The organism is Niallia sp. HCP3S3_B10 (genome assembly GCF_052064465.1).
Lineage (GTDB): Bacteria > Bacillota > Bacilli > Bacillales > Cytobacillaceae > Niallia > Niallia hominis.
On the sequence record NZ_JBQHVO010000010.1, the window covers coordinates 36,803 to 49,715 of the forward strand.

A 12,913-nucleotide genomic window follows, 5' to 3' on the forward strand; every position below is an offset into this window, starting at 1 on the left:
TAGAAGAATGGATACTAAAAGGCCCAAAAAAAAGAAGCGTAAATGGCTACGAATTACCCTAATAGTAGTATTATTACTATTAATAGGTGTTGGAATTTATATATATAGTGTTTGGAACTCTTTAAATAATGCTGTTGAAACTATGCAGCAACCAATTGAACGGGAAACTTCTAAACGAGATAAAACATTAAGTTTGAATAACAAAGAACCCTTTTCCATATTAATGCTTGGTGTTGATGAACGTGATGGAGATAAGGGACGTTCTGATACCATGATTGTGGTCACAGTTAATCCTGAAAAGAAATCAGCAAAATTATTAAGTATTCCTCGTGACACTCGTACAGAAATCATAGGGCATGGAACAACTGATAAAATCAATCATGCATATGCTTTTGGCGGTGTCGCCATGGCAATGGATACAGTTGAAAATTTCCTTGACATTCCTATTGATTACTATATGCAAATTAATATGGAAGGTTTTCAAGATATCGTTAATGCTGTAGGTGGAGTTACAGTAAATAATGACCTCGATTTCACCTATGAAGGAGTACATTTTAAAAAAGGAACCCTTACATTAAACGGAGAAGATGCATTAAAATTCTCACGAATGAGATACGACGACCCTAGAGGTGACTTCGGCAGACAACTTCGACAAAGAATGATTATTGAAGCTGTTGTGAAAAAAGGGGCTAGTTTAAATTCATTAACTAATTTTCATAATATCTTTGAGGCACTGGGTAAAAATATAAAGACAGACATCACTTTTGATGAAATGGTTGATATCCAAGCTAATTATAAAAGTGCTGCCAATAATATCGAACAATTAACTATCACTGGTACCGGGCAAACAATTAACAAAGTTTGGTATCTAATTGTAGATGAATCAGAAAAAACTAAAATCCAGAATACATTAAAAGAACATTTAAATATAAAGTAAATATAAAAAAGAGCGATATCAAACTTTAGGAGTTGATATCGCCTTTTAATACTTCTTTCCATACTCTTTCTGATGATTTTCCACATTCTAAATAGCAAAACCTTTTGTAGAAGTTTTCAAAATCAACACTTAAACCTTCTAATTCAGCAACCTTTATCGCACCAATCACTTCTTTCGTTGTTTTCACAAGAGGACCTGGAGCTTTTTTTTCAAAATCGAAATAGAACCCTCTGAGTTTATCGCGATATTCCTCGATATCATATACATAAAAGATCATTGGTTTTCTTAAGTTAGCATAATCAAAAAATACAGAAGAGTAATCTGTCACTAAGAAATCTGAGATCAGATAAAGTTCTCTAATATCTTCATAATTTGAAAAATCATATGCAAACCCCTCATATGGTGTTAAATCAAAATTTTCCGCTACAAGATAGTGCATTCTAAGTACTACGATGTATTCATCACCTAATTGCTCTCTCATTAAAGGCAAATCTAATTCTAAATTAAATTTATATTTGCCCCTTCCATAAAATTGATTATCTCTCCATGTTGGAGCATAAAGAATAATCTTTTTATCTGATGGTAATTTAAATTGAACCTTAAGTTCCTCTATTTTTTCATTCGAATTATCTCTATATAATACATCATTTCTTGGATAACCCGATTCAATCATTTTCTTTCTAAAATCGAACGCTCGCTCGAATATTTCAGAGGAATACGAATTGGGGGATATTAAATAATCCCACTTGGAAGACTCTTTAAGAAAATTCTCCTTATATTTAATTGTATCTGTTCCTGGCATATGTACCTCATCCATATCAGCTGCTAATTTTTTTAGAGGTGTTCCATGCCATGTTTGTATGTACTTAGTGTTTCTTGGTTTAGGTATCCATAATGGAAGCCTACTATTGCTAACCCAATAGTTAGCTCTCGCCATCACAAACATCCATTTAATAGAAAATCTCTTAACAACCTCTACATTCTTACCTTCGAAATTGTGTAGATATCTTTTGTCTACACTCCAATATAATTTATAATTAGGATAATTTTCTTTCATATATTCGTATAATGCGCGAGGATTGTCACTATACTGTTTTCCTAAAAAACTCTCAAAAATCACCGTATTTTTTTTTACTGGTAGCATACTTGTTAATTTAAACAATACTTTGTATATTCTTTTTAACATTTTTTTATTTTTCCACTTCTTTAATTTAATTTTAATTTGACTATTCCATTCTCTTCTTCGATTATACACATAAATTTTTGTAGATAAAAACTTTTTTGACTTTGTCTGTTTTACAATAATTTTCCTTTTAAGCCCTTTTATATAGATTAACGCTTCATGACTTATATCTTCAAAGGGAGAAACTTGAACTCGAGGACTATATTTTTCAATTATTTTTGTATCTTTTTCATAAGTTTCTTTTATGTAAAACCTAAAAAACTCTAAACCATCTGTCTGAATATATTTTGGCAAAAACATCTCACCACTATAATAATAAAGAGAATAGTCTTTTTGGAATTCTTTTGTATCCAATATTCTCAAAGGCATTTCTTCCATTAATTCACTATCGTGATTTGTAACTACTAAATATCTTTTAGGGTTAATTTCATTTTTTTGTTGAGTATTAATAACATAACCAGAAAAGGATAATAGACCTTCTCTATCTAGATGGACCTCACTCACTCTTGCAATTATACCATTTCGTATTGTTTTAAAAGATAAATTATATTTATTTGTTGTATATGGATAAACAGTCTTTCCTAAGGACTCATATATATATAACTTAAATTCTAATGGCTCATTCTTGCTTTTTAATCGATATTTTGATTCTGATTTTCCATTATTTATTATTATATATACATCCAGTACATCTATCTCACTGAAAAAAATTTTATTTTTTTCTAAGTCAATTTCTGCTTCCATTAATGCATGGGAATTTTTAATTTTTTTAGTTTTTACAGGAAACACTAATTTTTTTCCTTGATTATTTCTTTTATTAAGTTGTAGTAACAGTTTATTTCCATCTAGCAAATTGAGTTTTATATCAAATGATATTATCATCTCTGTTTCCATAACATTTAAGCTACTTAAAATTATATGAGGTAATTCCTTTTTCAAATTTCACATCTCCTAATTTATACTACACGTTATGTTTTTTATTATTACTATTGATAATATAGAGAATAAACTAGTCTTATTATGTAATACTAAAATTACATATTTATTCCGCCAAATTACAAATTATTTGTATTTACTTGTCAGTTTAAAGGAAGTGCTTTAATATATAAGAATGAAATAAATCCTAATACCATCTTTACCAAGTTTCCATCTTAATAAAATAAAAAAGAAAATAATATTTAGGCTCATACTTAAAATAATTTATTTAAATAGGAGGCAAACAATGAAGAAAGTAATTACTTATGGAACCTTCGACTTATTACACTGGGGCCATATTAATATCTTAAAGAGAGCTAAGGAATTAGGCGATCATTTAACAGTTGCCCTTTCCAGCGATGAATTTAATGCCATTAAAAATAAACAAGCATACCATACTTATGATAATCGAAAAATGATTTTAGAAGCAATTCGTTATGTTGATGAAGTAATTCCTGAGCATGATTGGGACCAAAAAATAAGAGATGTTGTAGATCATAACATTGATATTTTTGTTATGGGAGACGATTGGGAAGGAAAATTTGACTTCTTAAAGGATTACTGTGAAGTGGTTTATCTTCCAAGAACGGTTGGGATTTCCACAACAAAAATTAAAAAGGACTTATTTAAAGTAAATGGTTAGAGAGTTAACCATTTACTTATACTTAAAACTATTTTCTTTTCTATTTGGAATTGCAAAACTATTTCCTTTACAGAAGAAAATAGTTTTTTGTGTGTCTTTTGTTGAAAATACTACTCATCTCTATGAGGAATTAAAGAAAGATTACCCAAACATCCAATGCATTTTATTAACAGATGATAAAACTCATCCTTTTTTTAAAGAACGGATTACAAGAGATACGGTTTTGCACTTCTCTCCAAAACATCCTTTATCTTTCCTTAAAGGAATATATTTTTTAGCAACATCTCAAGTGATTATATTAGATAATTATTATGGTTTCTTATCTTCTATCACATTCAAGAAAAATGTAAAAAAAATACAGATTTGGCATGCGAATGGCGCAATTAAAACTTTTGGCTGGAAAGACTTAAGTGTCAAAGATCGTTCAAGTAAAGCGAAAGAGAGATTCGCAGCTGTCTATAAACAGTTTGACTATATTCTGTCTGGTTCAGAAAAAATGTCTGCTATCTTTTGTGAAGCCTTCTCTGCTTCCTCCCGTCAAATACTACAAATGGGAATACCAAGAACAGATATTTTTTTTGATAAAGAACATATAGAGAAAGTGACAAGCTCCTTTTATAAAAAGTATACCAATCTAAAAAATAAGAAAATTATTCTCTATGCTCCAACTTTTCGAGAAAATGAAGCAGAATTATCTAATCAAATTCATTTAGACCTTCCCTATTTAAAAAATGCTTTAGCATCAGAGTATATCATTCTTGTTCGTCTTCATCCTAGCATTAATAATCAAATAGATTTTAGTGACTATAACGGCTTTGTTTATAATTTTTCTGATTACCCTATTTTGAATGATTTATTATTTATTACCGACATATTAATAACGGACTACTCCTCTATACCTTTTGAATTTTCATTTTTGCAAAAGCCAATGATTTTTTATCCTTATGATTTAGAAGAATACAGAAAGACTCGAGGTTTTTGGGTACCTTATCATGAACTTGTTCCTGGTCCCATTGCTTTTTCAACCGAAGAGATCGTTGAAATCATTCACCATTCTTCTTTTCAATTAGAAAAAATTGCTGATTTTCATCAAGAATGGAATACGTATTCAATTGGCAGCTCTAGTAAGAATGTTGTCGAAACGATAAATAACTGGTTAATTTAATAAAAAATGACCTTTAGCACTTTGGCTAAAGGTCACTTTTTATCCATCCGACATTTCTCGGGAAATACTTGTCAGCTTTTGTTGATAATTTTAGTGTTTTCAATGAATTTAAACGCGGTATATATATACTATAAGAAAAAATAGTAGAAAGGATGATAAATATGAAAATAAAAGCTGGAAGCTGGAGATTACTAAGTTCTCAAGATAAGCAATTTATTTTACAAACTGTTTGTTCCCTTTCTCAATATAAGGGAAAAGCACATGCTAATTAAGCCTCATATAGTTCAATTGGTAACCCATCAGGATCTGCAAAAAAGGAAAACTTTTTGGCTGTAATTGGATCAATCCGAATTTCTTCAACTGTAATATTGCTCGATTGTAAATATTGTACAGTTTCTTCTATGTTATTCACTTCAAATGCAATATGACGTAAGCCAGCAGCCTCAGGATAACTTGGTCTTTCCTTTGGATTAGGAAAAGAAAAAAGTTCAATTTGATAAATATCATTTACTAAAAGGTCTAGCTTATATGAGTCTCTTTCTTCTCTGTATACTTCGTTTAGTGGTTTAAAACCTAATAGATCAACATAAAATTGTTTAGAAACTTCGTAATTACTACAGATAATTGCTATATGATGAATACGATTTACATTAAACATTTTTTAGCTCCCTTTGTGTTAAATACGATTGCTGAGACAAGCTATCCAACCTAAAATAAGACCGGAGTGTTAGAAAAAAGCGAAGAAATTGTATTGATTCCTTCGCCTTCAGTATTATTTATTATGCCATTTCCAAGCACTTTCAATAATTGTCTCTAAGCCTCTTTCTGCTTTCCAGCCAAGTTCGCTGAATATTTTATCTGAAGAAGCAACTAATCTTGCTGGGTCTCCTGCTCTTCTATCACCAAGAATTACGTTCGCTTTTTCACCAGTAACCTTTTCACACATTTCAATTACTTGTTTTACAGAATAGCCCACCCCATTGCCAAGATTATAGGTTTCTGCTTTCTTTGTTCCATTTAATAGGGCGTCTAATGCAGCTATATGAGCATTGGCTAAATCTGTTACATGGATATAATCGCGAATACAAGTCCCATCTTCTGTTGGATAATCTGTACCAAAGACAGAGATAGACTCTCTTTCTCCCAATAATTGCTGTAAGATAATCGGAATTAAATGTGTTTCCGGATCATGATTTTCGCCGATTTCGCCTGATACATGAGCACCTGCGGCATTGAAATAACGTAATACTACATAATTAAGTCCATAAGCTGCATGAAAATCAGCTAAAATTTGTTCTACCATTAATTTTGATCTTCCATACGGATTAATAGGGGAAGTTTCTGATTTTTCTACAATTATTTCCTCCTTCGGAATTCCATATGTAGCCGCAGTAGATGAGAATATAAAGTTTTTAACATTATGTTTTAACATGACATTTAATAATGTTAATGTATTAGCAACATTATTCTCATAATACTTATACGGATCTTGAACAGATTCACCTACTAGACTAAAAGCAGCAAAATGCATGACTGCTTTAATTGGATACTTCGAAAAAATGGATTCTAAGTCCTCCACATTTCCTAAATCACCTTTTACGAAAACTGCACGAGAATCAACAGCTTCCTCATGTCCGGTAGCAAGATTATCTAGTACTACCACTTCTTCCTTTTCCACCAATTCTTTGACTAGATGGCTACCAATATAGCCAGCTCCACCTACTACTAAAATCATAAGAATAATTCTCCTTTAAATTACAATTTAAACTCTTTCCTATTTTATCACATCTTTTACATTTATTATTCTTATAAGAAGTTAAATATAATAACTTAAAAAGAAAAACCTATATTGATACCTTACTCTGTCAGATAAAAATTAAAATAATCTAGTCATTATATCACTTTTTCTCATATTAAAAACTACAAAAACTATTGTCAAAAACCGAAAAACATAGTATCTTTAAAAAGAATCAGCAGAAAACGTTTTCAACAATTAAATTCAACCATCTTCTTTTTTTGCTATTTTGCGCAAACGTTTTCACAAACCTTTTCATCATGACTTCACTTTCTCGATAAATACCTTTATTTTCTTAGCGCAATCGTTTTCTTGGAAGCAATACATAGGTAGCAACAGAAGTCATTCTGTTTCTCATAAAAAAATGGAAAGGAGAATGTTTTTTGAAAACAAAAAAACATCCTTATCTCGCACTATGTTTAATTTTTCTTCTTATTTTCAGCAGCTTTGGAGGCTATCTTCCAAGTAAAAAAGCACAAGCAGATAGTTTACTAGATTCCCCTATCCTTACTGCTGATAAGTCCGTGCAGTTTTTCTATGATAATGCAGCTGCAAAGGAAGTTAAAGTGGCAGGAAGCTTTACGGATTGGCAAAATGGAGCATTATCAATGGAACAGGATGCTGATAATCGATGGTCGCTTACCGTTCCGAATCTCGCAGCAGGTGTCTATCAATATAAGTTTATCGTGGACAATGAATGGATAACAGATCCAGCCAATGAAAAGATAGAAAATGGAAACAGTACCTTCGTTGTTCCCGGCTTAAATCTTGATTTAATTCCTGTAAAAGTTGAAAAAAATAAAGCCTATCCATTAGAAGCAACACTAGTAAACAAAGATGGCAGTGTGCAAAAGGAAACGCAGCTAACTTGGTCACTGAAAGACAAAGTTGAAGGTATCGAGCTTGTTGATGGACTACTAAAAGTGCATGACAATGCAAAAGCAAATGAATCCTTTACCCTTCTTGCTGAAAAAGATGGGGAAAAAGCAGAAAAGAAAATCGAGATTGTTGGAAGCATGTATACGTACAATATAAACTATTACCGTTTCGATGAAGACTATACGAAATGGGATTTATGGATTTTTAACAGTGGCGTACCTGATAATGGCTTTCCTTTTACGAAGAATGTTACAAATGATTATACGTTTATAAGTGGAACTTATTCTTTTCCAGAAAACGAGATAACCATTATCCCCCGCAAAGGAAACTGGGAAGCACAAGATGCGCAAAATACAATTGTTGTTGCTGATGGCAAACAAGATACTGAAGCATGGGTAATTGAAGGATTAGAAACTGTTTTTTACTCGAAAGAAGAAGCTATTAAAGCCATTGATAAGTTAAAGGGAGGCAATTATGAACGGCGACATATCCAATTTATGTATGATCGACCTGATTCAGATTACAAGGATTGGCATATATGGGTTTGGGGAACTGGTGTAAAAGATGATCAAATCGATTTTGATCAAAATCTCCATGGCATGGCGACTGCAACGATTAATGTAAGTGAAGAAACGCAAAACGTTGGATTTATTTTACGAAAGGGTGAGAATTGGGATACTGCTATTAAAGAAGGTAATGGAGACCGTTACATTTCTCTAAATAAAACAGATTTAATAACGAAGGTTTATGTAACTAGTGGTCAAGAGGATCTTTATATTGTCCCTGAAGTTACTGGTCCTGTTTTGGAAAACGGAAATGCCACATTCTACTACAGAGACAAAGATTTATTTGCTAAAAATGAAATGGACAAAATCGAGCAAGTAGAACTTCAATACAATGGAAAACGTTATAAGATGGCGAATGAAACAAAGAATGAACGTTTTTCCTATACGATAGAAAATATTCCAGAAGGAACGCATCCTTATTCATTCTTTGTCACAATTGATGGGATAGAAACAGAGGTTACTGATCCTTACAATACAGTCGATGGAAAGTCCCTTCTCGCTTATGAAAAAGCAGATTTAAATATACTTGCAAATATCCATCCAAAAGAAGCTACTTATAACGACAATGCAGTACTAGCGGTTGATTGGAAAACAAACAAGAATACAGCTATTAGAGAAGTTTATGCTGATTTACGAACAATTGGTGGAAAAGAAAAAGTAGCGATTGATCCACAATTAAAGGAACTAACCATTGCTATTGACCAAAATACAACTACTGGACCAAAAGAAATTCCAGTATATATTATCGATCAGTATGGCAACACTCATACAGAAAAAGCAGAAATCACCATTAAAGCAAGACATTCAGTAGGAAAAGATGATTTTGACTGGGATGAGGCAAGAATATACTTTATGCTTACCGATCGATTCTTTGATGGAGATACATCCAACAATGATCCGTACGGTATTGGCTATGATACGAGTAAATCTGGAACCTATCATGGTGGAGACATTAAGGGCATAACGAAAAAGTTAGATTACCTCGAAAACCTTGGAATCAATACAATATGGATTAATCCTATAGTAGAAAATATCCAGTACGATGTTCGCAATGAAGAGCCAGAAACCCCTTATTATGCGTACCATGGATATTGGGCTAGTAATTTTGAAAAGTTAAATCCTCATTTTGGATCAATGGAAGATTTTCATGAGCTAATTGATGCAGCCCATGATCGTGGGATAAAAATTATGGTTGATGTTGTCGTAAACCATGCCGGCTATGGTTTAAAAGCAAGTGATGCAGTAAATGATGGAAAAATCGCCAACTTCCCTACATCGGAAGATCGAAATCGTTTTGCTGGAATGTTCCGTGATGGTGGCACAGATACTGTACAAGGGGAACTATCTGGACTACCTGATTTCTTAACCGAGAAGCCAGAAGTACGGAAACAAATTGTAGATTGGCAAACTAGCTGGATTGAAAAATCAAAAACAGCGAAAGGCAACACGATCGATTACTTCCGTGTCGATACAGTCAAGCACGTTGAAAATACAACCTGGATGAGCTTCAAAAATGAATTATCAAAAATTATGCCAAGCTTTAAATTAATTGGAGAAGCATGGGGAGCACAGGTAAATGACGATCAAGGCTATTTAAATAGTGGCATGATGGATTCCTTATTAGATTTCGATTTCAAATATTTAGCACGTGATTTTGCAAATGGCGATATAGAGCGTGTCCAACTTGCATTAGAGGAAAGAAATAATAAGCTTTCAAATACAGGAACATTAGGCCAATTTTTAGGTAGTCATGATGAAGATGGATTTTTAGAATCTGTTGATGGTGACATAGGAAAGCTTAAACTTGCAGCAGCTCTCCAAATTACTTCCAAAGGTCAACCTGTCATTTACTATGGAGAAGAGCTTGGACTGTCAGGAGCAAATAATTACCCTTACTATGATAACCGTTATAGTATTGATTGGAATTTAACACAAAACAATGATGTCCTAGCACACTATACAAAACTATTAAATGCTAGAAAAGAATACTCTAGCGTATTTTCAAAAGGAACTCGTGCTCAAGTAACGGGGAGTGATGAAGAAGGTTATTCTGTATTTAAACGTGAATACTCCAATCAGCAAGTTTTTGTGGGATTAAATACGAAAGAAACAGCAAATGAAGTAACTTTTGAAGTTCCATTTGCTAAGGAAGCAGTAGATTTATATTCTGGAAAGACATATCCTATTAGTGAAAATAAAATTACGATAAGCCTTCCTTCTAGAGAAGACGGTGGAACTATTCTATTAGTCGATGCTGATGAAAAAGAGCCAACTCAGCCTACTAAACCAGAAACACCACCTACTTCTGGAGAAACAGATTCGGAAACACCACCGCCTGCTTCTGGTGGTAACGATGTTAAAACACCAGGCTCGGAGGATTCAAAGCAAGTCACAGAATCATCAAGTAATCCAAACAAAGGAAAAGGAGAATCACTTCCTAATACTGCTACAGGTACTTATAACCTTCTTTTAATTGGGTTAAGTCTCCTGCTAATTGGGGCAATTGTATTTCTAGTACAAAAAAGGAAAAAGCGAACAGCTAATTAACAGAGAAAAATACCTGACAAGGAGTTTTCCTTATCAGGTATTTTTCTCTGTCTTTCTTTGCTTATAAATAGAATAGAAAAAAGCGAAATGCCCCACGAAATTTCGTTTCCATAATCTTCTCGGCTCTTTTCCCATTCGATATAGCCATTCGAGACGAAGGTCGCGAAAAATTTTAGGAGCTCTTGTAACTTCACCGGAAGAAAAGTCGATAAAAGCACCTACAGCCATTGTAATCGTGCTCTCAAGCTTTGATCGATGTTCCTTAATCCACTGTTCTTGTAGCGGCATTCCAAAACCTACTAAAAGAATATCTGCCTTACTCTCATTAATCTGATGGATGATCCGATCGGTATTTTCTTTCGGAAAATATCCATCCTGATTGCCTACAAATAAAATATTCTTATAAGTTTCCTGCAACCGCTCTTGAGCTTTTTGTGCAATGCCAGGCTTAGCGCCTAAAAGAAACACTCGATATTGGTTACTCTTCTCTTCATTTAATGATTCAAATAATGCAGGGATAAAATCTGTACCGTTTAAATTTTCCTTAAAAGAAAAGCCAAAAAGCTTAGCACCCATTTCGATACCGATTCCATCATTTAACAATAAATCTGCATTATTTAACATATCGCGATATTCCGAATCCTTTTGTGCAATATTATATCCATGGTCATTTAGAAAAAAAATATCTGATGCAATTTTTTTCTCCAGTTTTTCTTTTATATATGTAATAGCTTCTTTTGAGCCTAAAACATCTACTTTTAAATTTCCTAGCCATTTCTTATCCATTTTGTATCCCCTAATGAGAAAATTTTTAAAAAGCCCCTTTCTATTATATAAAAATTGTCTCCTAGAAACAATTAAGGCTAGTGATGGTTTACTCGTAACATTTCTAAAGGAAAAAAGGCTTGCATTCTATTTTTTCAACAACCCTTCTATTAAACAGAAATATTCACTATGCATATGTTGAAATATGTCGAAAGATTGTATATGAAAAGGTTGTTAACATTAGCACAATAGTGATAAAATTTTACTTGTACAATTATCAGATAAAGGCAAACCATCTGAAAGGGTGGGACGCAAAGCTTCAGGTCTAAGGTAGATTTTTACTATGATGGCTGGGTCACCTTATATTCTCTATAAGGAGGTTAATTATCATGATTAATTTGTTTCCCACAGATGTTTTGACGAAAAGTAATTTGGACAGTGAATGGATAACACTCATAATGGAGGCAAAAAAGCAAGGCTTCACCCAAGAAGAAGTACGTGCCCTATTAACAATATTAGAAGATAGCAATTGAACACAATATCAGAATATTCAATAATGATAACGTTTTAGCCTTAATTATTTTTAAGGTTATTTTTTTTGCAAAAGCATAAGCCAATGTACCTTTCATGCCGCCTTTACATACAATAATATTGTTCAATAATTCACAAAAAAAAGCGCCTCATTAGGCACTTTCAAAAAAGAAGGATTTCTTGGGGGAGTTTATTGATTTTTTCTATTAAAAGATTGATTGTTTCAAATGAATTTTGAAACGGAAAGATAATGGGTGTGAGTAGTGTATAGGGTGAAAGTCTTAAGATGTTGGGGAAGTACGCGAGATGTTTTCCATGTGAATAATATGTTCTAATTGCTTTATTCTTCTATTACATTGTTCTAATTTTTCATTTGTCTTTGCTTGCATTTTAATTAATGTAACCATTAAATCTGGTGCATTATTCACCATCCTTACCTCCTTTACGGAATGGTATGTTCCACTTTTTTCGGATCCAAGAAACGAACAGATTCGGCAATTACTTCTGTCACATAGACCTTTTTTCGATCCTGGTTTTCGTAATTCCTCGTATGGATCCTGCCAGTAATACCAACCAGTGAACCTTTATTACAATACTGTGCTGTATTTTCTGCCACTTTATTCCACAAAGTACATAGGACAAAGTCGGCATCGTAATCGCCAGCTTGATTTTTATAGTTTCTATTTACTGCGACAGTAACATTCACTATAGACGTTCCTTCTTGTGTAACTCTTAGCTCTGGATCCTTCGTTAGCCTTCCTACTAAAGTAACCTGATTAATCATCTTTTCCCTCCTCTCTATTATAAATTAGTTAAATCATACTATTAAGGAAGAAGATTGCCAAATGTCGAAATTTCAAGTTTTGTCACTATTTCGCCATAAAACATCGAATTTTCGCCTAGGCCATTTTTGCATTTTTAAACATA

Annotated in this window: 11 protein-coding genes and 1 riboswitch; of the genes, 5 read left to right on the plus strand and 6 right to left on the minus strand. The window is 32.8% G+C overall.

What is annotated here, in order from left to right; translation table 11 throughout:
* Positions 1 to 7: 7 nt before the first annotated feature.
* Positions 8 to 937, plus strand: a complete 930-nt coding sequence (gene tagU / locus ACTNDN_RS07240) for a polyisoprenyl-teichoic acid--peptidoglycan teichoic acid transferase TagU (RefSeq protein WP_016202179.1) — start codon at positions 8 to 10, stop codon at positions 935 to 937.
* 25 nt (positions 938 to 962) lie between these two features.
* On the opposite strand, the gene ACTNDN_RS07245 is transcribed toward tagU, so the two are convergent.
* A complete protein-coding gene (locus ACTNDN_RS07245; RefSeq protein WP_016202178.1) occupies positions 963 to 3,059 on the minus strand; it encodes a CDP-glycerol glycerophosphotransferase family protein in 2,097 nt (698 codons plus the stop codon).
* Between the two features lie 283 nt (positions 3,060 to 3,342).
* On the opposite strand from ACTNDN_RS07245, the gene tagD reads away from it, so the two are divergent.
* Positions 3,343 to 3,738 carry a glycerol-3-phosphate cytidylyltransferase gene (gene tagD / locus ACTNDN_RS07250; protein WP_016202177.1) on the plus strand — a complete coding sequence of 132 codons (396 nt, stop codon included), beginning with the start codon at positions 3,343 to 3,345 and terminating at the stop codon, positions 3,736 to 3,738.
* Complete coding sequence (locus ACTNDN_RS07255; RefSeq protein ID WP_285846402.1) at positions 3,731 to 4,903, plus strand: CDP-glycerol glycerophosphotransferase family protein; 1,173 nt, start codon at positions 3,731 to 3,733, stop codon at positions 4,901 to 4,903. The genes tagD and ACTNDN_RS07255 overlap by 8 nt, the downstream gene beginning before the upstream one ends.
* Before the next feature lie 268 nt (positions 4,904 to 5,171).
* Here the strand turns inward: ACTNDN_RS07255 and gloA2 are convergent, their stop codons facing one another.
* Together gloA2 and galE are read right to left on the minus strand one after the other, a co-directional pair.
* On the minus strand, positions 5,172 to 5,561 hold the full coding sequence (gene gloA2 / locus ACTNDN_RS07260; RefSeq protein ID WP_169189145.1) for an SMU1112c/YaeR family gloxylase I-like metalloprotein: 390 nt from the start codon (positions 5,559 to 5,561) through the stop codon (positions 5,172 to 5,174).
* Between the two features lie 114 nt (positions 5,562 to 5,675).
* A complete protein-coding gene (gene galE, locus ACTNDN_RS07265) occupies positions 5,676 to 6,638 on the minus strand; it encodes a UDP-glucose 4-epimerase GalE (RefSeq protein WP_016202175.1) in 963 nt (320 codons plus the stop codon).
* A gap of 443 nt (positions 6,639 to 7,081) precedes the next feature.
* Between galE and ACTNDN_RS07270 the strand changes: the two genes are divergently transcribed.
* Positions 7,082 to 10,690, plus strand: a complete 3,609-nt coding sequence (locus ACTNDN_RS07270; RefSeq protein ID WP_251627631.1) for an alpha-amylase family glycosyl hydrolase — start codon at positions 7,082 to 7,084, stop codon at positions 10,688 to 10,690.
* 33 nt (positions 10,691 to 10,723) lie between these two features.
* Here ACTNDN_RS07270 and ACTNDN_RS07275 read toward each other — a convergent pair whose 3' ends face one another.
* Positions 10,724 to 11,476 (minus strand): WecB/TagA/CpsF family glycosyltransferase, encoded by a 753-nt coding sequence (locus ACTNDN_RS07275; RefSeq protein WP_441131011.1) that lies wholly within the window; start codon positions 11,474 to 11,476, stop codon positions 10,724 to 10,726.
* Between the two features lie 255 nt (positions 11,477 to 11,731).
* Positions 11,732 to 11,818, plus strand: a riboswitch (cyclic di-GMP riboswitch).
* Positions 11,819 to 11,844: 26 nt separating this feature from the next.
* Here ACTNDN_RS07275 and ACTNDN_RS07280 point away from each other — a divergent pair.
* Entirely contained in the window at positions 11,845 to 11,988 is a 144-nt protein-coding gene (locus ACTNDN_RS07280; protein WP_109767414.1) for an anti-repressor SinI family protein, read from the plus strand.
* Between the two features lie 279 nt (positions 11,989 to 12,267).
* Here the strand turns inward: ACTNDN_RS07280 and ACTNDN_RS07285 are convergent, their stop codons facing one another.
* Positions 12,268 to 12,417 carry a hypothetical protein gene (locus ACTNDN_RS07285; protein WP_204375772.1) on the minus strand — a complete coding sequence of 50 codons (150 nt, stop codon included), beginning with the start codon at positions 12,415 to 12,417 and terminating at the stop codon, positions 12,268 to 12,270.
* 11 nt (positions 12,418 to 12,428) lie between these two features.
* Positions 12,429 to 12,770, minus strand: a complete 342-nt coding sequence (locus tag ACTNDN_RS07290) for a single-stranded DNA-binding protein (RefSeq protein ID WP_031540392.1) — start codon at positions 12,768 to 12,770, stop codon at positions 12,429 to 12,431.
* Between the last annotated feature and the right edge of the window lie 143 nt (positions 12,771 to 12,913).